The 26,994-nt window shown below is 38.4% G+C and carries 26 protein-coding genes and 5 tRNA genes; 8 read left to right on the top strand and 23 right to left on the bottom strand.

The features are described from left to right. Positions 1-23 precede the first annotated feature (23 nt). Complete coding sequence (gene pckA / locus ACIQZG_RS16490) at positions 24-1,610, top strand: phosphoenolpyruvate carboxykinase (ATP) (protein WP_402756572.1); 1,587 nt, start codon at positions 24-26, stop codon at positions 1,608-1,610. A 336-nt stretch (positions 1,611-1,946) separates the two neighbouring features. On the opposite strand, the gene ACIQZG_RS16485 is transcribed toward pckA, so the two are convergent. The 6 genes from ACIQZG_RS16485 to ACIQZG_RS16460 all read right to left on the bottom strand — a co-directional run bounded on the left by ACIQZG_RS16485 (position 1,947) and on the right by ACIQZG_RS16460 (position 6,451). Continuing rightward, complete coding sequence (locus ACIQZG_RS16485) at positions 1,947-2,558, bottom strand: alpha/beta hydrolase (RefSeq protein WP_402756614.1); 612 nt, start codon at positions 2,556-2,558, stop codon at positions 1,947-1,949. A gap of 90 nt (positions 2,559-2,648) precedes the next feature. Then, positions 2,649-3,254: a flavin reductase family protein gene (locus tag ACIQZG_RS16480; RefSeq protein ID WP_402756613.1), complete on the bottom strand. Its 606-nt coding sequence runs from the start codon at positions 3,252-3,254 to the stop codon at positions 2,649-2,651. 17 nt (positions 3,255-3,271) lie between these two features. After that, positions 3,272-4,210, bottom strand: coding sequence for a ring-cleaving dioxygenase (locus ACIQZG_RS16475; protein WP_402756571.1), 939 nt, complete (start codon positions 4,208-4,210; stop codon positions 3,272-3,274). A 301-nt stretch (positions 4,211-4,511) separates the two neighbouring features. Beyond that, positions 4,512-5,288 (bottom strand): alpha/beta hydrolase family protein, encoded by a 777-nt coding sequence (locus tag ACIQZG_RS16470; protein WP_402756570.1) that lies wholly within the window; start codon positions 5,286-5,288, stop codon positions 4,512-4,514. Further along, positions 5,272-5,739, bottom strand: coding sequence for an NUDIX domain-containing protein (locus ACIQZG_RS16465; protein ID WP_402756569.1), 468 nt, complete (start codon positions 5,737-5,739; stop codon positions 5,272-5,274). Before ACIQZG_RS16465 ends, ACIQZG_RS16470 begins: the two co-directional genes overlap by 17 nt. A 151-nt stretch (positions 5,740-5,890) precedes the next feature. Next, a complete protein-coding gene (locus ACIQZG_RS16460) occupies positions 5,891-6,451 on the bottom strand; it encodes a helix-turn-helix domain-containing protein (RefSeq protein ID WP_402756568.1) in 561 nt (186 codons plus the stop codon). A gap of 457 nt (positions 6,452-6,908) precedes the next feature. Between ACIQZG_RS16460 and ACIQZG_RS16455 the strand changes: the two genes are divergently transcribed. Next, positions 6,909-8,378 (top strand): L-lactate permease, encoded by a 1,470-nt coding sequence (locus ACIQZG_RS16455; RefSeq protein WP_402756567.1) that lies wholly within the window; start codon positions 6,909-6,911, stop codon positions 8,376-8,378. Positions 8,379-8,441: 63 nt separating this feature from the next. On the opposite strand, the gene ACIQZG_RS16450 is transcribed toward ACIQZG_RS16455, so the two are convergent. Both ACIQZG_RS16450 and ACIQZG_RS16445 read right to left on the bottom strand, forming a co-directional pair. Then, entirely contained in the window at positions 8,442-9,425 is a 984-nt protein-coding gene (locus tag ACIQZG_RS16450) for an alpha/beta fold hydrolase (protein WP_402756566.1), read from the bottom strand. 231 nt (positions 9,426-9,656) lie between these two features. Next, positions 9,657-9,974, bottom strand: coding sequence for a transposase (locus ACIQZG_RS16445; protein WP_402756565.1), 318 nt, complete (start codon positions 9,972-9,974; stop codon positions 9,657-9,659). 133 nt (positions 9,975-10,107) lie between these two features. On the opposite strand from ACIQZG_RS16445, the gene ytzI reads away from it, so the two are divergent. From ytzI to ACIQZG_RS16425, 4 genes are all read left to right on the top strand, one after another. Then, positions 10,108-10,254 (top strand): YtzI protein, encoded by a 147-nt coding sequence (gene ytzI, locus ACIQZG_RS16440; protein ID WP_402756564.1) that lies wholly within the window; start codon positions 10,108-10,110, stop codon positions 10,252-10,254. An 84-nt stretch (positions 10,255-10,338) separates the two neighbouring features. Next, positions 10,339-10,509, top strand: a complete 171-nt coding sequence (locus ACIQZG_RS16435) for a hypothetical protein (protein WP_402756616.1) — start codon at positions 10,339-10,341, stop codon at positions 10,507-10,509. Continuing rightward, positions 10,506-10,739 carry a membrane protein insertion efficiency factor YidD gene (yidD, locus tag ACIQZG_RS16430; protein ID WP_402756563.1) on the top strand — a complete coding sequence of 78 codons (234 nt, stop codon included), beginning with the start codon at positions 10,506-10,508 and terminating at the stop codon, positions 10,737-10,739. The genes ACIQZG_RS16435 and yidD overlap by 4 nt, the downstream gene beginning before the upstream one ends. A gap of 107 nt (positions 10,740-10,846) precedes the next feature. After that, complete coding sequence (locus ACIQZG_RS16425) at positions 10,847-11,857, top strand: metal ABC transporter solute-binding protein, Zn/Mn family (RefSeq protein ID WP_402756562.1); 1,011 nt, start codon at positions 10,847-10,849, stop codon at positions 11,855-11,857. Here ACIQZG_RS16425 and ACIQZG_RS16420 read toward each other — a convergent pair. From ACIQZG_RS16420 to ACIQZG_RS16395, 6 genes are all read right to left on the bottom strand, one after another. Continuing rightward, on the bottom strand, positions 11,837-12,991 hold the full coding sequence (locus tag ACIQZG_RS16420) for a transglutaminase domain-containing protein (protein WP_402756561.1): 1,155 nt from the start codon (positions 12,989-12,991) through the stop codon (positions 11,837-11,839). The two genes, ACIQZG_RS16425 and ACIQZG_RS16420, sit on opposite strands and share 21 nt — an antisense overlap. Positions 12,992-13,291: 300 nt before the next feature. Then, positions 13,292-14,719 (bottom strand): o-succinylbenzoate--CoA ligase, encoded by a 1,428-nt coding sequence (locus tag ACIQZG_RS16415; protein WP_402756612.1) that lies wholly within the window; start codon positions 14,717-14,719, stop codon positions 13,292-13,294. A gap of 271 nt (positions 14,720-14,990) precedes the next feature. After that, on the bottom strand, positions 14,991-15,809 hold the full coding sequence (gene menB / locus ACIQZG_RS16410; protein ID WP_402756560.1) for a 1,4-dihydroxy-2-naphthoyl-CoA synthase: 819 nt from the start codon (positions 15,807-15,809) through the stop codon (positions 14,991-14,993). A 67-nt stretch (positions 15,810-15,876) separates the two neighbouring features. Continuing rightward, positions 15,877-16,686: a 2-succinyl-6-hydroxy-2,4-cyclohexadiene-1-carboxylate synthase gene (gene menH, locus ACIQZG_RS16405; RefSeq protein WP_402756559.1), complete on the bottom strand. Its 810-nt coding sequence runs from the start codon at positions 16,684-16,686 to the stop codon at positions 15,877-15,879. Further along, positions 16,674-18,398: a 2-succinyl-5-enolpyruvyl-6-hydroxy-3-cyclohexene-1-carboxylic-acid synthase gene (menD, locus tag ACIQZG_RS16400; protein ID WP_402756558.1), complete on the bottom strand. Its 1,725-nt coding sequence runs from the start codon at positions 18,396-18,398 to the stop codon at positions 16,674-16,676. Before menD ends, menH begins: the two co-directional genes overlap by 13 nt. Continuing rightward, the gene (locus tag ACIQZG_RS16395) at positions 18,391-19,776 is read right to left on the bottom strand and encodes an isochorismate synthase (protein ID WP_402756557.1); all 1,386 of its coding nucleotides are present in this window, start codon (positions 19,774-19,776) and stop codon (positions 18,391-18,393) included. Before ACIQZG_RS16395 ends, menD begins: the two co-directional genes overlap by 8 nt. Before the next feature lie 219 nt (positions 19,777-19,995). Here ACIQZG_RS16395 and ACIQZG_RS16390 point away from each other — a divergent pair, with 219 nt between their 5' ends. Next, positions 19,996-20,916 carry a 1,4-dihydroxy-2-naphthoate polyprenyltransferase gene (locus ACIQZG_RS16390; protein WP_402756556.1) on the top strand — a complete coding sequence of 307 codons (921 nt, stop codon included), beginning with the start codon at positions 19,996-19,998 and terminating at the stop codon, positions 20,914-20,916. A 182-nt stretch (positions 20,917-21,098) separates the two neighbouring features. Here ACIQZG_RS16390 and ACIQZG_RS16385 read toward each other — a convergent pair whose 3' ends face one another. The 3 genes from ACIQZG_RS16385 to ACIQZG_RS16375 all read right to left on the bottom strand — a co-directional run bounded on the left by ACIQZG_RS16385 (position 21,099) and on the right by ACIQZG_RS16375 (position 23,363). After that, positions 21,099-22,022, bottom strand: a complete 924-nt coding sequence (locus ACIQZG_RS16385) for a dipeptidase (protein WP_402756555.1) — start codon at positions 22,020-22,022, stop codon at positions 21,099-21,101. A 46-nt stretch (positions 22,023-22,068) separates the two neighbouring features. Further along, entirely contained in the window at positions 22,069-22,524 is a 456-nt protein-coding gene (locus tag ACIQZG_RS16380; RefSeq protein ID WP_402756554.1) for a TraR/DksA C4-type zinc finger protein, read from the bottom strand. 77 nt (positions 22,525-22,601) lie between these two features. Further along, positions 22,602-23,363, bottom strand: a complete 762-nt coding sequence (locus ACIQZG_RS16375) for a MerR family transcriptional regulator (RefSeq protein ID WP_402756553.1) — start codon at positions 23,361-23,363, stop codon at positions 22,602-22,604. A gap of 309 nt (positions 23,364-23,672) precedes the next feature. Between ACIQZG_RS16375 and ACIQZG_RS16370 the strand changes: the two genes are divergently transcribed. Further along, on the top strand, positions 23,673-24,968 hold the full coding sequence (locus ACIQZG_RS16370; protein ID WP_402756552.1) for a trypsin-like peptidase domain-containing protein: 1,296 nt from the start codon (positions 23,673-23,675) through the stop codon (positions 24,966-24,968). Positions 24,969-25,241: 273 nt separating this feature from the next. On the opposite strand, the gene dpaL is transcribed toward ACIQZG_RS16370, so the two are convergent. The 6 genes from dpaL to ACIQZG_RS16340 form a co-directional block, all read right to left on the bottom strand. Then, positions 25,242-26,456, bottom strand: a complete 1,215-nt coding sequence (gene dpaL / locus ACIQZG_RS16365; RefSeq protein ID WP_402756551.1) for a diaminopropionate ammonia-lyase — start codon at positions 26,454-26,456, stop codon at positions 25,242-25,244. 107 nt (positions 26,457-26,563) lie between these two features. Next, a tRNA-Glu gene (locus ACIQZG_RS16360) sits at positions 26,564-26,635 on the bottom strand. Positions 26,636-26,644: 9 nt separating this feature from the next. Then, positions 26,645-26,735: transfer RNA gene (locus ACIQZG_RS16355), tRNA-Ser, on the bottom strand. 9 nt (positions 26,736-26,744) lie between these two features. Further along, a tRNA-Asn gene (locus tag ACIQZG_RS16350) sits at positions 26,745-26,821 on the bottom strand. 7 nt (positions 26,822-26,828) lie between these two features. Beyond that, positions 26,829-26,902: transfer RNA gene (locus ACIQZG_RS16345), tRNA-Ile, on the bottom strand. A 3-nt stretch (positions 26,903-26,905) separates the two neighbouring features. Further along, positions 26,906-26,979, bottom strand: a tRNA-Gly gene (locus tag ACIQZG_RS16340). Positions 26,980-26,994: the final 15 nt, after the last annotated feature.

The following is a 26,994-nucleotide window of genomic DNA, read 5'->3' as shown; positions in this document are numbered from 1 at the left end:
TAAAAAAGGATGGTATTTAATCGATGAATTCAGTAGAAATCGCTAACGAACTGAAGGAATTATTAAGCGGCGGGAACATTAAAGTTCAACTTTCAGTACCACAACTTGTAGAAAAAGCTACATCTCGCGGTGAAGCATTGTTAACAGTAGATGGCGCACTTCGCGCAGAAACTGGTAAATACACTGGTCGTTCACCTAAAGATAAATATACGGTAGAAGAAGCAGAATCAAAAGAACAAATTGATTGGGGTAATGTAAACCTACCGATTTCATCTGAAGTATTTGATAACTTATATGTAAAAGTATTAAACTACTTAAAAGAAAAAGATGAACTTTTCGTTTTCAAAGGCTTTGCAGGCGCTGATAAAGATTCACAATTAAGTATCCAAGTGATCAACGAATACGCTTGGCACAATCTTTTCGTTCATCAATTATTTATCCGTCCAACTGAAGAAGAATTAGCATCTCACGTTGCAGACTTCACAATCGTTTCAGCTCCTAACTTCAAAGCAGACCCTGCTGTCGATGGTACAGCTTCTGAAACATTCATTATCGTGTCTCTTGAAAAGAAAATCATCTTAATTGGTGGTACTGAGTATGCTGGCGAAATGAAAAAATCGATTTTTGGTATCATGAACTACTTGTTACCACAACAGGGCATCCTTTCGATGCACTGTTCAGCAAACGTTGGTGAAGCTGGCGATGTAGCATTATTCTTCGGATTATCTGGTACTGGTAAAACTACGTTATCAGCAGATGCTGACCGCAAATTAATCGGTGACGATGAACACGGTTGGTCTGATAACGGCGTATTCAATATCGAAGGCGGTTGCTACGCAAAAACTATCAATCTTTCTGAAGAAAAAGAGCCTGAAATTTACCATGCTATCCGTTTCGGTTCTGTATTAGAGAACGTTGTGGTTGATCCGGACTCTCGAGTATGTGACTACGATGACGGTTCATTAACTGAAAACACACGTGTTGCTTATCCTATCGATTACATCGAAAACATCGTAACACCATCTGTTGCAGGTCACCCAAAAACAATCGTCTTCTTAACAGCCGATGCCTATGGCGTATTACCTCCAATCAGTAAATTAACAAAAGAGCAAGCAATGTATCACTTCCTAAGCGGTTTCACTTCAAAACTCGCTGGTACTGAACGTGGTGTTACAGAGCCTGAACCAGTATTCTCTACATGCTTCGGTTCTCCGTTCCTACCACTTCCAGCAACAGTTTACGCTGAAATGTTAGGTAACAAGATTGACGAGCATGGCGCACAAGTATTCCTAGTTAACACAGGTTGGACTGGTGGCGAATACGGCGTAGGTTCACGTATGAAGCTTTCTTACACTCGTACAATGATACGTGCTGCAATCGACGGTAAACTAAACAACGTTGAAACAATCCAAGACGCTGTATTCGGATTACATATCCCAACTGCTGTTGAAGGTGTTCCAACTGAAGTACTTAACCCTCGTGATGCATGGGCAGATAAAGCAGCATATGATGTAAAAGCAGCTGAACTTGCTAATCTTTTCAACGATAACTTCAAGAAATTCTCAAACGTTTCTGAAGCAATCATTAAACAAGGCGGTCCTTTAAAATAAGACGCATTCAAAGAGGAGACGAATAATATCGTCTCCTCTTTCTTATGTTCTATAAAGATATAAATAGACTTTGATATTAAACGATAACACGAAAGTAGCACAGCCTACATAATTGGTTTTTCTTTTCCCTCCTGCAACCACAAAGGGAACTCCTCTAATAATTGCTCATATAACGGCTCATCACTAACAGTCTCTATACTACTCTAAGGCTCTTCCTCTAGAAAATTAGTTATAACCTCTTATAAAAAACTAAACAACCAGTCACCGGTTCAATACCGACAACTGGTTGGATAAATGCTATTTTGAGCTCTGTTTTATAAACGGGGAGCACTTTTTTTAAGAATAAATCTGTTCATACCACTGTTTAGCAGCTTCCACTTCTACTATTGTGAGCTGATGTCCAGTACTTACCCATTGAACACCAACCGATGCACTTGCATCTGCTAATAGTTGTAGTAGTTCAAGAGATTCTTGTTGCGGACAAATCGGATCATTCATTCCTGCCGCGATAAATACATGGATACCCGTTAAATTGGGGAGTGTAATACCGCGCCTTGGCACCATAGGATGATGTAAAATTGCACCTTTTAGTGCATCTTCAAAATGAAATAACAGACTGGCCGCAATATTGGCACCGTTTGAATAACCAATAGCTAGGATGTTTTGACGGTCAAACTTATATTCTACAGCAGCCTTATCTAAAAACGCATTAAGCTCATTTGTCTGAAATATTAAATCCTCCTCATCGAATATACCTTCAGCTAAACGTTTAAAGAAACGAGGCATTCCATTTTCTAATACATTACCGCGTACGCTTAGTACAGATGCATTTGGATCTACAATATCTGCCAAAGACAATAAGTCATGTTCGTTACCACCAGTACCATGTAAAAGTAACAGAACTGGTTTTTCGTTATTTGTTCCCTGTTTAAAAATATGTTGCATAATATCATTCTTTCCTTTCAAAAAGGTTAATTTTAATAATTACCTCTTCTATCATAAATGGGGCTTTAACGTACTTTTCAAATATTGAGATTACTACTTAGGTCTTTCAATGGAAAAAATATCACCAATTGTCGCATAATCAGAACCTGCTAAGCGACTAACCGCATTTAACCCTCGAGGGTCGATTCGTCCATCTTGATAAATTGCTTCATCCACATGAAACCGTACAACTTCTCCAATAAACAAATCACTACCAGATCCTTCTCCCCCTAGTGGAATAGCTTTGACAAGTTTACATTCCATTCGAACTTTCGCTTCCTTTACTCCCGGCACAGATACATTTTCACTTTGTACAAGCGTTAGATTCGCCAACTCGATTTCACTTTCAGTTGCAGGTAATGAGGCTGCGGTTTCATTGATTTTCGCAACATTCTCTTCATCCACAATATGCACTACAAATTGCGAACTTCGATAAATATTTCGAGCAGTATCTTTTAGTTGTTCATCAGGCCTTTGGACAGCAAGTGAAACCATTGGTGGGTTTGATGACACAATATTGAAATAGCTAAATGGTGCACCGTTTACAATACCATCTTCAGATTCAGTAGTAACAAAGGCTATAGGTCTAGGAATTATAGCACCAATTAGAAGTTTATAATTATCCCGCTCACTATTTCGTTTCGGATCAATCGAAATCAAATTCTTCATCCCCCTTATTAGTCGATTGTACGCACTTGAATTGGAATAAGGGAATTAACTAATTGCTCACGGTATTGTTCATACTGTACAGGTAACATCAACTGAGTTCCCATTGTTTCAGTAGTTTCATCATGGGCAAACCCTGGCGGATCTGTTGCAATTTCAAAAAGTATTTCGCCTGATTCACGGAAGTACAGTGCGTTAAAATAATTACGGTCTTTCATTTCAGTTACATGTTGTCCAAGATTCATTGCATGTTGTTGCCATTCAAGATGATCTGTATCATCTTTTGCACGCCAAGCAATATGGTGAACTGTGCCGACACCTATTGAGCCACGAACACCAGTGACCATTTTTAAATCGATTATATTACCGATAGAAGCCGGTGCTTTATAGCGTGTATAATCACCTTCAGTTCCAACCAATTCAAGTCCCATTACATCTGTTAATGTTTTGGCAGTTTCTTCTGGTCTACTTGAGTATAGTGTTGCACCGCCGAATCCTTTTATTGCGACTTCTGGCGTTACCCCACCAAATGTCCAGTCATTTTGTTCACCTTCCGCTCGTTCAACTAACTCTAAATGTAAGCCATGCGGATCATCAAATTGAATCACTTGTTCTCCAAAACGTTCTGCTTTTTTAAATGGAATCGCAAGTGTTGCAAGACGATTAATCCAAAAATCCAATGCACCAGATGGGACTACGTACGTTGTCACGCCAACTTGTCCATCTCCAATTTTTCCTTTATAGGCATCTGCCCAAGGGAAAAATGTAATAATTGTGCCTGGCTTACCTGCCGCATTGCCAAAATAGAGATGGTAAGTGCCAGGATCATCGAAGTTAACTGTTTGTTTAACTAAACGCAAACCCAATACGCCTGCATAAAAATCAATATTTTCCTGTGGATGCCCTACAATTGCTGTAATATGGTGAATACCCGCTGTTTGTTTTTTCATTATTATTTCCTCCTGTTAATTAAGATATCTCGAATTCGAGATATCTATTTAAAAAAATTTTATTATCTTTATGTTTTTAGGTTATATTTCAAATCATATCAATCATCAATAACATTCATTTCTAATTATTTCGAATTAAAGTATCTTTAATTCGAAATAAATTTAACATAGAGTCACTGTAACTGTCAATACTTTAGTTTTAGATTGTTTTTATTTATGAATAGCCACGCTGATATATAAGATACATGTAACAAACCATATAAAAACAGTCATTCTAATGATAGAACGACTGTCATGTTCTTTATTGTGCTTTCATCCAGTTACACAGTTTTCGAACAACTTGTCGATTAACTTCTGGCGGGAAAAAATGTGTCAGGTTTTCATAATACCATGTTTCCACGCTTCGCTTTTCTTCTTCTAAATAAAATTCAAGCTGTCTTGCATGCTCAATTTCAACATTTTCATCGCGTAAACCATGTATGATTAATACGGGTGCTTTTATTTCTTCCACTTCAAATAAGGGTGTTCGAGCATCGTATGCTTCAGGTACACGATTTGGCGTGCCTCCGATGACACGTTTCATCATACGACGCATATCCATGCGTTCCCAATATGTAGCTGTTGCATCTGATACACCTGCCCACGTAACAATGGATGTAATGTCATTTCGTATAATCGCTGTCCATAATGCCATCATACCACCTCGTGAAAAACCAAAAACATGAACGCGATCATTACAATATTGCTTTAACACTTCAACACCATGTACCGCATCAAAGCGATCATCTCCGGCAAACTCATCACGTCCTTCGCCGCCCCTATTGCCACGATAATAAGGCGCAAAAACGATAAATCCTTGGGCTGCAAACTGTGCGATACGTGGGGCTCTTACCATACCAACATTTTGTATGCCACCTCGTAAATAGAGAAAACCATCATATGTGCCTTTTACTTTAGGTTCTGCTAGTAACCCTTTCACCCGTAAACCTTGCGAAATATACGTTATTTCTGTTAAACGAATAGCAGGATTCGGTGAAGGATATGCACGTTTTTCAAGTATCTCACCATCGATTTTCATAGTGCTTCACTTCCTCTAGCATTTTTTTCATACCTTCATCCTTCATATAAAAACTTAAATTTGGATGTTCCGCTAGTTCTTCATCTGTTAGCCACATCATACCCGATGTTTCTAAATCAAAAGATATATCCTCTTGACTAGCAAACTGTGCAGTAAACACCGTTTTACAAAATAGCATGTCATCGTGTACTGCATATTCCGCAAACCACTGCAAATTCTTTACCCGTACCCCAGTTTCTTCAAATACTTCTCGTATAGCAGCTTCCTCTAAAGTTTCACCAGGCTCTAGCTTACCCCCGGGAAACTCAACTCCCCTACGTTTATGAATTGTACAAAGCCACTTGTCCTCATACTTTAAAAACACTAGTACATGCTTTGGCTCAACAGTAAATTTCCCTTTTGTGAAACTTAAATCTACTTGAAAACCATTTAAATCTTGAAATGAAAACATTCACGTCAACTCCTATATACATAGTGTAACGAACGTATTCAGTGCATTCAACTTTCCCTGATAAAAAATACATGTAAACAATAATAAATGTACTTATTAAAAACTTGGTATGTATTACCTCTAATAAGTCGTTAATTTATCACCAATATGCCTATTTCTTCGCCTGTGTAGAATCAATCACAAGGAAATAACGACACTCTTCATCTCCAATATTAAGAAATCTATGTTCTGTATCCGCTTCAAAAAAGAAGGAATCTCCCTCACCTAATTCTTCTTTAAAAACGCCGTTTCCTAGTTCAACACGTAATTTTCCATATTCAACAAAAATATATTCTTGAACACCTGATTTGTGTGCCGGAAATACACCCGATTCTTCATTAGCAGGAACAATATTCAAGACAAATTCAATGCCTCTGGATGGAAAGGAGGGGGACAATAAATGCCGTTGAAATCCAGATTTTTCATCAACATAAATGGGACGATTATTTTTTCTCATTACAACAATATCCCGTTTTTCCTGCTGATCTAATAAAGCTGAAAGTGTCGTATTTAATGCCTCCGCAATTTGACAAGCTACTTGAATGGTTGGGTTTTTTTCTTCTCGTTCAATTTGAGATAGCATAGAGGCACTCACATTACTTAATGAAGATAAATCCTGTAGCGTCAAATTGCTTTTTTTCCTAATAAAATTCACTTGTTTTCCAAATCCCATTATTTTAAACTCCTTCATTTTCACTATAGTGTATTTCCAGTGACGTATTCCTTCTATAATATGGCACAACAGCTATAACTATCAACATTAATAAAACCTTATACAGTTATTGTGAAACTTAAATTAGGTTCTTCAACAAAATGTGGGGTTGACATTTAAAAAGCAGCATTTGTTGATTGTAGCGGAGCCAGCGTGACTCCTTGGAGATTAGCGTCACAGGTAAGACCTTGGAGCGAGCGTTTAGGGGAACAAAGGCTAGAGACATCACTTCCTGGGATAGCGCCTTTGTGACCAACATCGTGTTGACGGCTTACCGGTAGCCCCCAGGAAAGCACGCTGGCGGAACGGAAATCACCCCCTATTTTTTGATGATCCTCCTTAAATTACAAATTTTATACTATAGTGTAATTAGATGTACTATAATGAATTAAAGTCATATAAATTAGGAGTGTATGAAATGTTAAAAATCTTACTTGCTTTGTTACCACTGTTTAGTATTTTTTTCATGATTTTCGTATTAAAAAAGTCTTCCATTTTCACAGGGATAACTGCTTGTATCATTACAACTGTCATCGCTATTTCACCAGTCTTTAACACAAACATAAAAATAATACCTGAGCCTATAACTAAAAGTTTTCTGACGACATCCGTCATTGTGTATATCTTATTTTTTGGAATTCTTTTATTTCAATTGATGGAAAAAGCAGGGGCTATAGATGGCATCGCTTCTTCTATCACAACTGCAACCAATGATAAAATTTATCAAGTCTTGATATTAGCTTTAGGGTTATCACCTTTAATTGAATCTGTGAGTGGCTTTGGTTTAGCTGTCATCGTCATTGCACCTATATTGATTGCCTTAGGTTTTAGTCCTATTCAATCATCTGTTATTGCTTTAATCAGTTTATGTATTATACCTTGGGGAACTTTATCATTAGGTACAATCATTGGAGCTACATTAGGAGATATTCCCTTACAAGAGTTAGGAATGGGGAGTGCCTTAATGTCTATACCTATTTACATCTATATTGCCGTCTTAGTTGCATACATAGGGGCTGGAAAAGAAGCTTTAAAAGAAAGTATAATACCAGTACTTTTCATTGGATTTTTATTAGGTTTTTCTGTCTGGGTCTGTAATCGTTTTGCTAGTGTCGAGCTTGCAGGTATTTTTGGATCTTTAACAGTAATCGTCGCTATTTTTCTACTGATCAAACTAAAGAGTAATACTTCAACACATGAAAGCCAAATTTCATTTATTAAAAATGTTTCTCCCTATCTACTGTTAATACTGCTACTATTCACATCAAGAATCATTCATCATATAAAAGATTTTCTTTCCGGTATCTTAAATATTTCTATAGAAAAATATAATTTTCACTTAGCACCACTATACTCACCTGGTTTTTTTCTTATGCTCGTTTGCATTTTCACACTTTTCTTCTTCCGTTTAAACAGAAGCGCCATCATAGATAGTATCAAATTAACACTAAATAAATGTTATCCGGTCATCCTCACTACATTTTTATATATTGTCGTTTCTGAAATTATGTCAGAAGCAAAGATGATTGAAATTTTGTCATCGACAGCATCACAATCTTTTGGTCAATTTTTTGTATTTATTGCCCCATTAATAGGTGCTACTGGCGGCTTTTTAACGGGAAGTAATACCGCATCCAATACGATGTTTATTAGATTACAAACTGAGACTGCCATACAAATAGGTCTTTCGCCCATTCTAATAGCATGCACTCAAAACGTAAGCTCATCTTTCATGACGATGGTGAATCCTTCAAGAGTCGCGCTAAGCTGCTCTGTCTGTAAAATTAGTACACTGGAAAATGAAATTCAAAATAAACTAGCGTTCGTTGGGATCGGTACAATTACTATTATTTTCATAGAGTTAATAATAATGTATACACTATTGTAGTTAGTTCTATTCTAGCTCAATAAAAAGGATCAATCGAAAATAATTGATCCTTTTTATAAAATATCATTCAGCATCTATAGTTTTTCTTAGTGAGTGTTTGTTTAAAAATAATTCTATCTTCTCAGCTATAGTTTCTGGTTGCCAAGCGTGGACATAATGCCCTGCATCTACTACAATGGATTCTCCTATCTTAAGCTCACTGACATAGTCCTCTAACATCTCTCCCCAGTTCTCAATAGGTATTTCTTTCCCATTTGAAATGAAGAACAACATTGGTGTATCTTTAGGAATTCCCTCTCGTTCAACTTTTTTAGCATTCTCCTTTATTTGCTCAATCTCTTCAGCCATATTAGAAGTTAACGTTCGACGATATAAAATTGAACGATACACTTCTTGATCCTTCTTTAATAAATTACCAGAAGCTATAGCTGCCGATTGATTGAATAGAGATGGTATCCATCGAATCATCCCTGAGCGTGCAAAGATCGTAGGTAGGATGAGTTCCATGGAAGATGGAATTGGAAATATTTCGTAAACAGAAGGAATAGCAGGATCTAACCCAATGATACTATCTACTTCTTCAGGATAGAGCTGTGCCCAACGGATTGCTTCAATGCCTGACATAGAGTGCGCTGCTAAAACATAAGGTGGACGAATTTCTACCAATTGTAAGGCTGTTCTAGTCTCTTCTAAAATAACATCAATTTCCCGTGAGACATCCGCTACTTCACTCCAACCATAACCTGCCTTTTCCACAACTGCAATTGAATTACTTGAAGATAGTAGTGACCAAAGTGGTTTGAAATCTAACATTGGGGCACTCGTACCGTTACCTGATAAAAAAACAACTGTTTGTTTCCCTTTACCTTGTTGATACACATGCATCTGATGTCCGTTCACCTCTACCATTTTTCCCGGAGGCGGAGTATCTAGCACCTCTTTTTTTATAGCATTCAAATGATAAATCCAAGAAGCTCCAAAAACCATCACTAGAAGGGCACCTAACACTAAACATACCTTTATCACCATTTTGCTAATTTTCCGCATCATTTCTCCTCTTTCTCTACTGTTCTATAATTGATTATGTAGAAAATAAAATAAGAGACCCAGTTATTCATCTTGCAAAAATGCAATTATATCCTATCTATTCTAAATCACTTACTCCTAATATCCGCCTCTATATTATATATGATTTTCCAAATATATTAATATTAGCAAATTCATTGTTCGCGAGAGCGCACTTATTGTGAACAATAAAAAATGCCTAGCCACAATGAGCTAGACACGTTTATCGAAGTATGGTAACTGTTCCACAAATGCTTTTGTGTCATCATCTCCATACTCATGCACTAAGGCATATATTTTTTTTAATCTCAAATCAATATCATCATTTTCCTTATCTAAATGATATGGTACATACGGAACCTGCGCTCTCCACATATTCGATATCTCTAGTAGCTGCATTTGCTGAAAGATTTTTTCAAAAACATCTAGTGCCTGGCGATCAATATTTAGCTCAAAATTCCATGGACCTGCATGTGGATTTGTATAATACGTTCGGTTGGCAAGTGAAAAATATACGCGGTGGCGATCCATCAAAACACTCCTTTTTCTATAGTATGATGAAAAAGGAATTTTTTTATTCGCCGGAATGTCAAACTTCCTTCACAATTACCAGAAGCACATATTCTATAATAAGAATGGATGAATCAGAAACGGAGTGAAGTAAATGAGTTTAACCATACTATTAATCGTAGCACTTATCATCGTTATCTTGATAACAGTTGCTACTATTGCAAGTGTCAATCGTGCCTATGCCTTTAAACATACAGTCGATGAAAAACCTGTTCAAAACTTTCAACACGACAAGAAGTAGATTGCTACATAACCAGATCCTAGTTCAATTAATACATTTTTAATGCTAAAACTATTATAATAAAAATAACGAAACTGATTTGGAGTGAAAAAAATGGGTGTCCCATTACCAATTATCATCATGATTGCCATGATGATGCTAATGTTTGGTGTCTCTGTCATCGTCCTCATGAAGAAAAAAGGCGATGTTTTTAAACAAACAATCGATGCTAAACCTGAACAATCAACAATACAACACAAGGATGGTCAAGCATGAAATATCCCTTTATATGGCTCATTCAGTTTTACAGAAAATTCATCTCACCTATGACGCCACCTTCGTGTCGCTTCCATCCCACCTGCTCATCTTACGGATTAGAAGCATTTCAAAAGCACGGAGCAATTAAAGGATTTATCTTGACGATTATCCGTATTTTAAAATGCCAACCACTACATCCTGGTGGCTTTGACCCAGTTCCAGAAAAATGGCCTTCGAAAAAGAATTAATTTCGAAGGTCATTTTTTCTTGTACTTTTCTCAGTAGTACGTTATTATAAAAACTGTTAAAAATAAATCGTAATCATTACTATTTAAGAGAGAGGTATTACATTAATATGAAAAAAATATTTTTACTGTTCACAGTAGCCATACTAGCGCTATTTACGGCAGCGTGTGGCGACAAAACAACAACTGCTGATAAGGCTAGCGAATCGACAAGCAAATTATCTATTTATACGACAGTTTACCCATTAAGCTATTTCACTGAACGAATTGGCGGTGAATTTGTAAACGTTTCTTCTATTTATCCAACTGGAGCTAATGAGCATACATTTGAGCCCACTCAAAAAGATATGATGAAATTAGCTGATGCTGATCTGTTTTTCTATGTAGGTTTAGGTCTTGAAGGCTTCGTTGAAAATGCGAAAAAAACGTTAGCGAAAGAAGACGTTACAATGATTGCAACAGCTGACCAAGTATCCGATGAACAACTAGCTGTAAGCACAGGTCATACACATGACAACGAAGAAAAGGGACATACCCATGAAGAACATGAAGAAGACGGACAAAGTCATGAAGACCACGACCACGGTGATGTAGATCCACACGTTTGGCTTTCACCAGTCATTAGTCAGAACTTAGCACTTTCTATTAAAAATGCACTTGTTGAAAAAATGCCTGAACAAGAAGCTACTTTTACTGCTAATTACGAAGCTTTAGTACATGAATTACAAAAATTAAACGATCAATTTAAAACAATGGCCGATACTGCATCAGAGAAAAACTTCTTCGTTTCACACGCAGCATTTGGTTATATTGCGGGTGAATATGGTCTATCTCAACTACCAATCGCAGGCTTAAACTCACAAACTGAACCTTCACAAAAAGAATTAACGTCAATCGTAGACAAAGCAAAGGATTTACACATTCATTATATTTTATTCGAACAAAACGTTTCCTCTAAACTAGCGGAAGTTATTCAGAAAGAAGTTGGAGCAGATTCACTTGTCTTGCATAACTTAAGTACCTTAACAACCGACGATGTAAAAAACAAAGAAACGTACTTCACGTTAATGCAGAAAAATATCAAAACATTAGAAACTGCTTTAAACACTCAAACTCAATAAAATGGAAAAGGGTGTCTCGATGAAAAAATTCGAGACACCCTTTTTTATGACGACTAGTTTTTTATGCGATATTCTTTGTTGTGGAACATAAATATTCTTATATTTTCGAATGCTCTCACGACTATATTTTTCTTTGTTTTCAAAGAATAAATTCATAAACAAATTAGCGATAAGAAATTTTGCATTGATGTTTTCTACATTTTTCTTTGAACGCTCATCGACCTTTGAATAGCTACCTCCATAATCAAAAGTAGGAAACTTCGTACGATTAATAATAGAGGAATTTTGTAAAAATGCTGTGCTGTTTAATACAAATGGCTGATCCATAGCATTGAGCTTAAAAGAATATTCACGATTTGCTGCTGGATATTGCATACGGTCCCACTGATGATCTTCAGCTAATTGATCGTCAGACAAAAGGAAATAGTTATATCGTACTTCGTTTGGTTTATCTGGTACTGGATCATCCCAGGTTACATCAATGTGATACCAAGCTCCAGCTAAGTTCACTAATACCCATGCATGGAGCTGATCTTTCGCATCTCCTGCGACGTAACGCACTTCAAACCCCAACTTCTCTAACATACGATAAAGCACTAACGCATACGCTTGGCATACCGCCTTGTTTTCTGTTAACAATGTGTATGGTGAATATTGACTGCTTACTGTCTGACTTGAATACTCTGTAGACAAGACGATAAAGTCATGTGCAGCTTTAACTTTCTCAAAGTTACTAAGTCTACGCATCGGCGCTATAATATTGTTCAGTGTTTGGTCTACGAAAGCTTCTTCGACTTTTGAGTGGTGATAGTTAAACTGAAATTTAATGACAATATTTTTTACATAGCCGCTATAATGCCATCTAAAACTTGCGATATTCGCATAAATATAAGGATCTATATCTGCCTCTTTAATCATTGCTGTTAACTCATCTTTCGACAAAGTAGCCGCTCCTGTATAGCGAATATCAAAATCCGTTTTTAGTTGCATCAAAGCCTGTTGGATTTGCTGTTTTAATTCATCGACTGTATTTGCTGTTTCAACTTCTTTATGAAAATTATCGGCCAGAACATGCAGTTGACTCATGTGTAAGAAAGTTAGTAGTATCATCATAATACTTAAGTATTTTCTCATATGAGTCTGTCTCCCTTACTAATCATTTTATGTGGTTTTCATTTGTTTTATACCAAACTACTTGTAAATTTGTGATATACAGAACAAATGAGCTAAAGCGCTCCTTCACATCAAATCGCCAAAACGCCACATCCATATGGTATTGCCGAAATGACTCATATCGTGTGAGCCCGAAGCAACCTCGAGGATGTAGTGCTTTAGCCTAGACGACAATGCCCTAGGTTGACCACTGTCAAAAATAAATAGTTTCCTTAACAATAAAAAAGAAGCCTTCTTGTATACAGAAAGCTCCTTCTTGGACTATAATTCCTTTAATTTTCTTCTTAACAGCTTATTCGAGCCATTTCGGGGTAACTCATGGACAAAATTTATTTCCTTAGGTATTTTATATTTAGCTAGCTTTTGTTTACAAAAATCTAATAGTTCCTCAATCGATACTTCTTCCTTCAACACGATATAGGCTTTTGGCACTTGCCCCCATTTGTCATGGTTCTTACCACATACGCCGGCTTCCTTCACTGCTGGATGTGCGAGAAGTACATTCTCGATTTCTGCGGGGTAAATATTTTCACCACCTGAAATGATTAAATCAGCTCGACGATCGACAACAAATAAATAGCCATCTTCGTCGATATAGCCAATATCCCCTGTATGAAGCCACCCATCTATTGTTGCTTCCTTTTGTGCAAAGCGGCCAATATAGCCAGGTGTTACGTGCGGGCCACGAATACATATTTCTCCCTCGCCCTTTTCATTTGACTCAACAATTTGTATTTGATTAAAGAATAATGGCTTCCCCGCAGAACCAATTTTCAACATTGCATCTTCACTCGCAAGTGTAGCAGTTTGAGATGAAGTTTCCGTCATGCCATATGTTTGGGCAACGGCTAAATTTAATGCCCCAGCACGCTGTAAATAATCAACTGGAACGGGTCCACCTCCTGCTAGCATCATTTTAAAACGAGTTGAGGCTTTCCTATTTTTCTCTTCTAATGCATGTAAAATACGTTCTAATGTGACCGAAACAACAGACATATGCGTTACATCACCATTGACCATATTTTTCATAATAGCATCAACATCAAATTGTTCGTATAAATGCACTTTATTGCCATATAGTAATGACCGCACTAAAATCGAAAAGCCACTAATATGAAATAACGGTACCGCACACAACCAGACATCTTCAGCCTGTAAACCTAAATTAAAAACTGAGGCTGTCGCACTCGCCTGATGATTGCCAACAGTTTGACGTACGCCCTTTGGAAAACCAGTTGTGCCTGACGTATACATAATCGAGGTCGTTTGTGCTAATGACCACTCTTTCGCAACGGTAACTTCTCGTTCAGCACCTTGCTCAATTTCTGAAAATAAAAGCTGAGGCGCATTTTGCGGCAACTTTTCTGCATCTTCATCTGCAACAAGTACAGTTACTACTGCAGCATCCTCTATTTGATAAGCAATTTCTGCTGCTGACAAACGTCGATTCAGCATAACTAATTCGCATTGCAAATGCATACTTGCATACATCATGAAAATTATATTTGGCGTGCTTGGGCCCATAATCGCAATACGGGCTCCTTGCTGTATGCCAAGTGCCGTTAATTGCCGTGCACGTTTTAGAGCAAGTTCATTTACTTCACTAAATGTCCATGTTTGTCCTTCATTTGTTAAAGCAGCGCGCAACGGTGTTAAATAAGCACGCTGTAAAATCCAGTTCGGATACATATCGTTTCCTCCAATCACTTACAATGCTAATCTTACTGCTTTTTCGAAAGATTTGCATAGATATTGCGCAATTCTATCCGTCACATTCAAAGTTTTATCCGTCTAAACGACTTGCCTACGCAAAAAAACACGTATCTCATAAAAGATACGTGTCTCTGTTATTGTCTAGCTCCGAAAGCCAGCTCCTCGCGTCGCTTCAATCCCTCGGGCGAAGGCAAATGAGCACCTTCATTTCAAACTCTCAAACGGGCTTTCTAAGCTTTTCCATTCATCAAGGGAATCTTGGGAATTGACCGAAGTCTGGTTGGCGTTTTTCTTTGAATGCGTCGCGACCTTCTTTTGCTTCATCAGTTGTGTAGTAAAGAAGTGTAGCGTCACCCGCCATTTGTTGAAGACCTGCTAAGCCGTCAGTATCAGCGTTCATCGCAGCTTTTAAGAAGCGAAGTGCCATTGGCGACATTTGTAGCATTTCTTCACACCACTGAACTGTTTCGTCTTCAAGTTGCTCGTAAGGAACAACTGTGTTAACTAAGCCCATATCAAGTGCTTGTTGTGCATCGTATTGACGGCAAAGGTACCAAATTTCACGTGCCTTTTTATGTCCGATAATACGTGCAAGATAGCCTGAACCGTAGCCAGCATCGAATGATCCAACTTTTGGTCCTGTTTGTCCAAAACGAGCGTTGTCTGCAGCGATTGTTAAGTCACATACTACGTGTAGTACATGTCCACCACCGATTGCATAACCTGCAACCATCGCAACTACTGGTTTTGGAATAACGCGGATTAAACGTTGTAAGTCTAATACATTTAAGCGTGGAATTTCGTCGTCGCCAACGTAACCACCGTTGCCTCGAACTTTTTGGTCTCCACCTGAACAGAAGGCTTTTTCTCCTTCGCCTGTTAAGATGATAACACCCACATTTTTATCGTCGCGCGCACGTGAAAATGCATCGATCATTTCCATTACCGTTTTTGGACGGAAAGCGTTGCGCACTTCTGGACGGTTAATCGTAATTTTTGCGATACCGTTGTAGAACTCATACTTAATATCTTCATAAGTATGTAATGATGTCCATTGACGTGTCATTGATATTTCCCCCTAATTCATCTAATCCGCCTCATTATTAATATGAGGCGTTAACATGATCTCAAAATCACATTAAATACTTCTTTACTATTGTAGCAAACTCCGCGGGATTTTCCACATGAATTGCGTGCCCAGCTTCATTTACTATCACATGTTGTGCATTCTTGCATAAAGCTGTCATATCAGTTGCAATTTTACAGAACTTTTCATCCATCGATCCTGTAATCAATAACACAGGCATGTCTAGTTGTGCTAAAAACAGCCAATTGGATGGTTGCATACCTGTTCCTATTCCACGAAGGCTGCCGGCTAATCCAGATTCACATTGCGTAAGCCGCTCTGTTCGAATCGCTCGTCGTACACTTTCTGGCAATCTTTTTTGTGATTCAAAGAGCGGGATATTTTCCCATGCATCGATAAACGATGTAAGGCCATTCATCTCAATTTTATCGGCTAACATGTTATCTCGATCACAACGCTCGATACATTCTTTAGATGTACGTAAGCCTGGTGATGCGCTTTCTAATATTAACTTTTCAATACGCTCAGGATATTCGATGGCATACGATAAGGCAATACGACCACCCATGGAATACCCGAGTAATGCGAATTTATCCAAACCCAATTGCTTGAAAATTTCGTCTAGGTCTCTTAACTGCTCATTCATAACGTACCGACTAGCTTTCTCCGGGGCTATCGTTTTACCGTGACCAATTAAGTCAATTGCGACGATTCGTACATCTTTCAGCTCATTCGCCAAATTTCGCCATGTGACCGTACTACCTGTAAATCCATGCAATGCAACGACTACTTGCTCGGCCCCTTCATTCCACACTTCTACATTCGTTTCAATACCTCGTATATTTAACTTTGCCATGCTTTTAACCCCGAATTTATTCGTTGCCATAGCGCACGGTGTGCAAATACATTTTCCTCACGATCTGTGAAGATTTCTACTAAACGTAATGGGCGTTTTTTGGCCATCGTAAATTTCGGGAACAACTCTGCAATTTCATCCACACGTACATATTCCATATCATACATATGTGCAATATCACGAAACTCTAGAGCAGTTGGTGTACCAAATAAATCCTCATAATGTTCTTCCACTTTAGACTGTGGTAAATAAGAGAAAATACCACCACCATCATTGTTCATGACGATAATAGTTATATTACAATTCTGATAGCGTGAAGCGATTAAACCATTTACGTCATGTAAAAACGCTAAATCACCTATGATTAAATACGTTTCACGTTTGTTTACTTGGCTAAATCCCATTGCTGTAGAAACAACACCATCAATTCCGTTCGCTCCACGGTTTGCAAACACACGAATATCCTTTGTTGTTTTGATTAAAAACGTATCAACATCACGAATCGGCATACTGCTACTTACGAAAATATCACTACCCTCTGGTATGAATTCTAAAAGTAAGCTAACCATAGCACCTTCATCAATTGCACCTTCAGTGTAATGTTCGATATATTCAAGTGCCAGATCATCAGCATCTTGCCATTCAGCTAAATATGCTGATTCTAGCATATTGTCACTAACATCTAATTTTCTTAGCCATTCGCCAATAGTAGCTTGTATAAAGTGTGTGGATACACCTGTTGAATCTCGGAACATCGGATCCTCATCAACCACAATATACGCATTTGGCTGAGATTTCGTAATAAATTGCATGATAAACTTCGAAATCGGCTGAGCCCCTAAACGAAGCACAGTATCAGGCTTCACTAACGCCGGAAAATCTTCACTCTTCATAATAGCGTCATATGTTGTAATTACATACTGCATACAGTCTTCAGGTACTAAAGTACGCATGTTTGACAGACTCTCCACAATTGTTGGCCATTTTAACTGACGTACTAAATCCCATAGGATTGTTAAATCAGTGCCTAGTGGAAGCTCCCCAATTACAATAAAGCCTCGTTTCGTCGCAGCTAATAAGTCTCTTAATTCTCCCTGCGTTCTCTCTGAAGGTGTTAACTCAGCGATACTACTTTGCTGAAATGTTGCCCTTGGCAGTTCGTCATGAAAGTCAATAAGTAATGGCTCTCGAAAAGGTACATTCAGATGTACAGGTCCAAATGGTGCACTCGTTGCTAAGGCAACAGCACGTGCAATATGACGCTCAACAAATGGTAATGTAGGTGCTACCCCATCTGCTAATGGAAAATCGACACTCCATTTCACATGCTCACCGTAAAGGTTTAGCTGGTTAATAGCTTGTGGTGCACCCACCTCACGTAATTCATGTGGACGATCTGCTGTAATGACGATTAATGGTACACGCGCATAGCTTGCCTCAACAATCGCCGGAAAGTAGTTCGCTGCTGCTGTTCCTGATGTGCACAATAATACAACTGGCTTTGCGGTCGCTTTGGCGATACCAAGTGCAAAAAATGCAGCTGAACGTTCATCAACCTGGCGATACATCGTTAACTCTTTTGTTGATGCAAAAGCATAAGCAAGTGGTGTAGAACGTGATCCTGGACTAACAACCACCTGCTCGACGCCTCCCTGTACTAGTGACGCAACCATTTTATAAACATAATCAGTTAATATCTGACGATCACTCATCTAATTGACCTCCTAACGCTCGAAGCATCGGGCGGAATTTTACTAATGTTTCTTCATATTCAGATTGTGGTTCTGAATCTGCCACAATACCCCCACCTGCGTACAAATAAGCTTTATCATCGACTAAAGATGCAGAGCGAATCGCTACAACAAATTCACCATTACCTTCTGCATCCAACCAACCGATCGGCGCAGCATATAGCCCGCGATTCATCGGCTCGTATTTACGAATTGCTGCCATTGCTTCTTGTCGTGGCACGCCACCTAAAGCTGGTGTTGGATGTAGATGCTTCGTTAATTGTAATATTGTTGCATCCGCGTTTAGTTGACCTTCAACCGGTGTATATAAATGTTGAATATCACGGATTTTCAGTAAACGTGGCCCTGTAGGGATTTTCATATCGGTACAGTTTTTACGGAATGTTTCAGCAATCATATCAACAACGTATTGATGCTCTCCACCATTTTTACGGTCATTCAATAGGCTTTGACCTAAAACCATATCTTCCTCCGCTGTCTTTCCACGTTTAATGGAACCTGCTACGCAAGACGAGAAAGCACGACCTTTTTCTACTTTTACAAGACGCTCTGGTGACGCACCGAAAAATAGTAAATTATTTCGCTCTAAACCAAATAAATAACTTTCAGGTTGCTCATTGATCACCTGAGAAAGTACTTGTTGTGAGCCTACTTGCTCTTTAAATTGCAATGCAAGAGAGCGTGCGATGACAACTTTATCAGCTTCTTTCTCTTTAATAAGCGATGTCACCTGATTAATGGATGCTAAGTACTGTTCTTTATATGGTTCGAAATAGTTGATCATTTCAGGCTTAGAATATGTTTTTACTTCTTTCACCTGTGCTGCGTGAATTAAATGATCTCGCTCTTTACGAAGCACTTCAAATTGTTCTTCTGCATGCGCATTTTTAGTGACAAGATTCACACTTATATATGCTTTGTCATCACGTAAAACCAGTTGATATGTGGCAAGTGCAAAATAAGCTTCTGGAAAGTCTGTCCACTCTCCACTCACTTCATTTTGTGGATCGAATGTAAAACCACCAAAAAGTATCGGTTGTAACTCTGCTTGACCCTTTATGCAATTTTTCGTTAAGCTAATCCACTCTTTTTCTACACCATCAAAACGGTCGTCTTTTGCGCTATTTTGAATTGTATAGGCATGTCCTAAGCCTACTAATGTCATTGTTTTTTCTCTATTTTGCCAATAAAATCGTTCACCTTTATAACGCTCTTCACCAGCCGCGTAAAATGCTAGCGCCGATAAGCGACTTACTTCGATTGTTTCCATATAAAAATGAAGGTTTTGGCCCAAAGAGTCCACATATACTTCTGTGGCTTGGTACCACTTCTGTTGCATGAAAATTCCCTCCGTTGTTGCAATGTAACTCGCTAAAAGAACCGTCACTTGTTTCTTTGACAGCTATTAACTACTGTATCGTTCTATGAAATCAGTTTCTATTGTATCATATCATTTTTTTAGGCTTAACTGTATCCAATAAGCCGATAACCTACCCAATTTCTCATTCTTCATATAAAATAGGTAGAGTCTACAACATTTGAAGGAGAGAATCACCTTATGACCAAAGTCATTGAAGCTGATAGGGGTTTTAAAGTTTGGTGGCATTTGACACGTCCTCACACTTTAACCGCTTCGTTCGTTCCAGTTTTTTTAGGAACAGCAATTGCTCTAGCAATTGACAAAGTAACTATTAATTTTGCCCTGTTTTTTGCCATGCTTATCGCTAGTATGCTTATTCAAGCGGCAACAAATATGTTCAATGAATATTATGATTACAAACTAGGACTCGATAATGAACATTCAGTCGGCATCGGAGGAACAATTGTCCGTCATGGTGTCCAGCCAAAAACTATTATGTTTATTGCGCTAAGTTTTTATGCGTTCGCTACGCTACTAGGCATTTATATTTGTGCATCAACGTCTTGGTGGCTTGCTGCTGTTGGGCTCGTATGTATGCTCATCGGTTTCTTATATACAGGTGGACCTTACCCAATTGCATATTCACCATTCGGAGAGCTCGTTTCAGGGGCTGTTATGGGGATGGGTATTGTCTTAATCGCCTTTTACATTCAAACAGGTACAGTCACACTTGATGCGATATTACTTTCTGTGCCAAGTATGATTTTAGTCGGAGCAATTATGCTGTCGAATAATATTCGTGATATTGTTGGAGACACAGAAGGTGGACGTAAAACGCTCGCTATTTTAATTGGTCGTGACCGAGCAATCACTGTGTTATCAGGCTTTTTCATCGTTTCATATTTATGGATTATTGCACTTGTAGCAATTGATGACATTACTGCTTGGGCACTTATTATTTTCTTAAGTGTACCGAAAGCGTTACGTGCCATCCAAATTTTCCGCGATAAAAAGGAAGCAAAAGAAGTAATGCCTGCGATGAAATTTACAGCGCAAACCAATACATTCTTCGGCTTCCTACTAGGTCTTGGATTATTATTTAATTATTTCTTTTATTAATGCTTATGCACGACAGCCTTAACGGGTTGTCGTATTTTTTATCTTTATTTAGCAAACACATAGTGAATGAAGATAAAGCCTTCGGGGGATGTCACCGATTTTGAAAGGAACTAATTGTGCAAGCACAATTCAAAATCTGGACGCATTGTTTTTTCTGCGCGAAAGCGTAGCGGCAGGTACAATTACACCGAGGCGTCATTGATATAGCGACGAAAATTGGCGTTGGCAATGCCTCGCACTTCTTCGACTGAAAAATGTTCTCGTAAGGCTTCTAATAAATTTTGTGTCTCTCCAGCATGCGCTAACCCATTCAGCGTTTCATCAATGCCATCAAAATCAGAGCCCAAACCAAGATGCTCAACACCTACTAGATTGGCTAAATGCTTTATATGTGTTACTAAATCATCCAACGTAGCATTTTCACCAATAAAATGTGGATAGTACACTATATGGATATGTCCCCCATGCTCTACTAACGCCTTCGCTTGCTCATCCGTTAAATTACGGGGATGCTCGCAGAGTGCTCGTGCATTACTATGACTTGCAATTATATGCTTCGCCAGTGGCAAGACATCCCAAAAGCCTTGCTCATTTAAATGCGAGACATCAATCAATATATCATGCTTATTTAAAATATCTACAACTTCTTTGCCAAATGGCTTTAAGCCTAGTTTCGCATCTTGCTCAGCCCCATATGCCACACTATTTTCGCCATTCCACGTTAAACCGACAAGCTTGACCCCAGCATCTAATACCGCTTGCAATTTCGTAATATCGTCACCAATTGCATCGCAACCTTCTAAGCTTAAAATTGCACCTATTTCATGAGGCGCTAAATTTTCAAGCTGAGACCAGTCTGTTATATGCACCATACCTTCTGTTTGTAACACATGCGTATGAAACGCTTCAATTTGACGGATTACCTCAATAAACTTCATACCTTGAGGAATCTTCGGGTCGATAAAGATTGCAAAAACTTGAGCTTTTACCTGCCCTAATTGCAGTCGATCCTTATTTGTTTGTAATCGTACATCATCCCTAAACTTCGCTGTTTCTAGCGTAGTTAATTTCATTAGCACATCACAATGTAAATCTATAATGTCCATACTTTTCACCTCATACAGCTATTATACTGCCTGAAGTAAAGAATGCTTACATATTTTGATCGGACTCGGTATCCGAGGAGCCAAATGCCTCAACCTCTTCAAAATCATCCGAGAATTTTGGTGAAGCGGATAGTACTTCTTCTTCAACGGGTCTTAAATTCTCATCTTGATGCTCCGCATGCTCCACACATGTTAATGCTTTCGGCATCGCCTCTAGACGACCAAGAGGAATCTCTTCTCCACATACACTGCAAACACCATACGTGCCATCTTCCATCGCTTCAAGAGCACGTTTAATTTCTTCAGCATTGTCACTCCGATGCTCATCAATAGCCATTTCTGTTAGCTGATCCGTTAAATCACTGGCATTATCAGCCGGATGATTATCATAATTCGATAACTCTGTTTTCTCTGGCACCTCAGCATCTTCTAGTTGCTGTTCCACTTCCTTTAATTCCTGTTCTAATTGTTTTTTCAACTTGGCTATAGTTTGTTCTTTCACAAAAACGCCTCCCTTTGCCTTTTCTATATTTTTTCCTAAAATATCATTTCTAAAACACAAGACCTCGGGAGAGTTTTTTAATTTCGTGTATATGTTAAAATGGCATCATGTAGAAACTGCGTCGCACCTGGTGCAACACGCTCATCATAGTAAGCTGTAAATCGCTCATCTGCTATATACATCTGTGCAAGACCAGCATGTGTCTCCTTCGAATATTTAGACCAGTTAAAGCATAACCAGCGCTTATGAAGTTCCGCTACTTCCATTGCAATTTCACTCGATGTATCGTCCATTTGCATCGCCTCTTCTAAGCGAGCAAATAACTGTTGCTCTAACTGCTGCATCGCTTCATATTGTTCTTTTGTCATTTTTCTTAGTTGCGCATTGGATGCATCAACTGTTTCACTTCCATATTTCGATCGAATTTCCTCACCGTATTGTTGTTCATTGTCCTCAATAAGCTTTTCTTTAAATCCTTTAAATTTTTCTTCGTTTGTCATTGGTATTTCCTCCTCTAATGATTGAATCGTTTGCTCCACCGTTTGTAATAATAGATCAAGTTGCTGTTTTCGTTTTAGTAATTCAACCCGATGTGAAACAAGAGCCTCTTTCTGCTGAAAATCAGGCGCTTGAATAATTTGCTGAATCGTCGCTAACTTTATATCTAACGCCCTGTAAATTAATATTTGCTGTAACAAATCTACCTCTTCTTGTTCATAAAAACGGTAACCTGCCTCATTCGTTCTTGCAGGCTTCAATAAACCAATTTCATCATAATAACGCAGTGTCCTCGTACTAACACCAGACAAATTTGCCAGCTCTTGAATAGTATATTCCATACCTTTCACCTCCACTACCCTTACTGTAAACCTTTACGCAACGTCAAGGTCAAGAAAAAAATATGTAAAAAAAAACACTGGAATTCTGGGTATGTTCATCAAAAAAAGGCGATGTTGACATTTTTAATAAAGCGTTTGTTGATTTGAATGGATCCAGCATGATTCCTTGGGGATAAGCATTACGGAAATCACCCCTAGTTTCGATAGTGACCTTTGTTTATACAACAGTAGTGAATTTTTCTATTAAATAGTACAAATTCAACATTTATTACCGATATTAATAGTAAATATCTCATAGGAGTTGGTAGGGTGAAATGTCCAAAGTGCAATCATATTGAGAATGCTGGCGGAAACTTTTGTTCTGTATGTGGAGAGAAATTAACTTCGATACCGGTTGTAAAACAAGGAATTCCAGTTTGGATGATATTTGTATTAATCATTTGCTTTGTAACACTAGGTGGCCTTGGTTATGGTTTTTGGGATTACTATAATGATAATCAAAAAGCAAGCGGTACATCCTACAAAGAAACAAGTACTATTCCAAACATTCAGCAAGTCTCAACTGAAGAAATAAAGAAAAAACAAGAGAACTATAAGCAAGACGTAGACCGAGTAGCACTCATAAAAGAAGTACAGCAAAAAGTATTTACAGTATTGACTAATTCTGCACAGGGCTCTGGTTTTCTCTATAAACAAGGTGGCTATGTCATTACCAATGCCCATGTTGTTGAAGGCGAAGTAGACGTAGCTATTCGAAACTCTAAAGGGCAAGAATCGCCCGCAACCGTAATTGGCATTTCAGATCGATACGATATAGCGCTTTTACATGTACCAGCATATCGGGATGTAAAACCTTTAGAAGTTGAGCCTAGGGAGTCACCTGTTGGCTTAGAGGTCATTGCTTTCGGCAGTCCTAAAGGATTTGAAAATTCTGCATCCGTAGGCTATATAACAGGTAACGGTCGTGATATAGAATTAGATAAATTCATTTACAAGCAAATCTATCAAATAGATGCTCAAATCGATGAAGGAAGTAGTGGAGGACCTTTAGTGGATGTCCAAACTGGAAAAGTAGTTGGCATTAATTCACTTCTTTATACTTCAGAAACTAAAACAAATTTCGGATTCAGCATCCCACTATACAGTATGCTTGAGCAGTTTGATGCTTGGATTGCAAAACCGTTAGCTGCAAAAGAAGTGCTAGCAGTTGCAGATGTTTATAACTATAGCCCGCAAACTTCAGTCGATACAGATGCTATTTTAGCGGGTCAGTTTGTGCAAGCTTTCCGCATGTATTATGAATTGGCGTTGAACGAAGGTGATTTTTATTGGATTGCAGATATGTTAGCATCTAATAGCACAGCCTATCGAGAACTTGAAGATTACGTTAATGATATTACTGGAGATGGCCATTATTTCTATTTTACCAATAACGAAGTATTAGATGTAACTACTTCAAATGGCAACTATCTCGTGTATATGAACGAAACGTTTGATTTTTATAATGCACAGGGCGATTATCAATACTACGACCGCTATAAAACATATACAATTACAACTGATTCAAACGGAGCATTCAAAATTTCAAATATAAAAATTCATTAATATCTCCACTATTTTTAATAATTCGAATGACAGATGAAAAATTAAGTATATACATTTTAAGAGGATGTCCAATAAGTCCGTTTAAGCTGAACAACTGGCTTTCTATATAGTAAAAATCCGCTTCGCTTTCCGCCTGCACAGCATAAGTCGCAAATAATGTTCCCGCAGGAGTCTACGCGGATTTTTACCTGTATATCAATAAAATAGTTACTCTCGATAAACTATCTTACTTTTAAGACAGCACCTTACTTCTTCAACTAATACTATTCCCCTCTAGGTTGTAGGATATTTCCCATGCCACATAATATCACGGTAATTGTTAACATCTGTATCTCCCTCAGTACTAATGAATAGTACTCGTGAAGTCGTATTTAATTTCAATACCTCTTTTAAATCCTGATATTCGCTATCACTCATAATTGTGTAAAAACATCCTAGCGGTGCTGCACCAGATTCTCCTGCAATAATACTCGTATCACTTCCAATCGGATTTCCAAGCACACGCATTCCCGTAGCTGCTACTTCTTCCTCACAACTAATACTTACCTGCGTATAAGTCTTCAAAATATCCCAAGCAACTGGACTAGGCTCTCCGCATGCAAGACCTGCCATAATAGTATGCATCGCTCCTCCAACATTTACAGACTGTTCGGTTCCCTTCTTAAAGCTTTCATAATAACAATTTGCTGCATGTGGCTCCACTAATACATACGTTATATCTTGCTCATAATACTGCTGTAAAAACGCCACCATTGCACTTGCAAAAGAGCCAACGCCAGCTTGCAAAAATACATGCGTCGGTGCTTCTTCAAGTTGATTTACAACTTCTTTCATTAAAGTAGTATAGCCTTGCATAATCCACAGTGGAATTTCTTCATACCCTTCCCACATTGTATCTTGTACAATAATCCAACCATTTTCCGCTGCAAGCTGTGAAGTATAGCGAACCGTATCATCATAATTCATATTAGTAATTTCAGCATAAGCACCTTCATTTTTTATATTTTGCAGGCGCTCCTCTGCACTACCTTGTGGCATATATATGCGCGCTTTGAAACCAAGCTCTCTCGCGGCCCAAGCCACCCCACGTCCATGATTGCCATCCGTTGTTGAAATAAAGATTAAGTCTCCTAATTGTTTTTTCACTTCTGGCAACTTTAACTCTTCAAACGATAACTCTTCAATATCTTTCTCTAATAGCTTAGCTACATACTGTCCTAATGCATACACACCGCCTAATACTTTAAATGCATTTAAGCCAAATCGATATGACTCATCTTTTACAAAAATCTGATTTACACCTACATTTCTTGCTAAAGCATCTAACTTTCGTAAGGGTGTTTCTTCAAACTGTCCATATGTACGGTGGAATCGCTCAACGCGACTTACTTGATCTAACGTGAAATTTTCTAGTAGTGGCGCTACTTGTTTTATGTTGCCTTGCAATTGAAATTGTCTATTTTTAATCCATATTAGTTTATCATTCATGTTTCTTCCCCCTTTATCTATACTCTATCAACATCTTATCTAAAATGATATTTAGATACAAAAAAAAGCACACATAATGTCTTTCAACATCATGTGTGCTTTACGTATGACCCCTACGGGATTCGAACCCGTGTTACCGCCGTGAAAGGGCGGTGTCTTAACCGCTTGACCAAGGGGCCAATCTATAGTGGCGGAGAAGGAGGGATTTGAACCCTCGCGCCGGTTACCCGACCTACACCCTTAGCAGGGGCGCCTCTTCAGCCTCTTGAGTACTTCCCCACAAAAAAATGGCTCCGAAGGCAGGACTCGAACCTGCGACAACCTGATTAACAGTCAGGTGCTACTACCAACTGAGCTACTTCGGAATAGTAGTGGGCCTAAATGGACTCGAACCATCGACCTCACGCTTATCAGGCGTGCGCTCTAACCAGCTGAGCTATAGGCCCTCTTGGAGCGGGTGATGAGAATCGAACTCACGACATCAGCTTGGAAGGCTGAGGTTTTACCATTAAACTACACCCGCAAAAATGGTGGGTCA

Origin of the sequence: Lysinibacillus sp. NPDC096418 (assembly GCF_044762775.1) — a bacterium.
In the GTDB taxonomy this organism is placed as follows: Bacteria; Bacillota; Bacilli; order Bacillales_A; family Planococcaceae; genus Lysinibacillus.
Note: the sequence above shows the minus strand (reverse complement) of the source record. Positions and strands in the feature narration are given on the sequence as shown.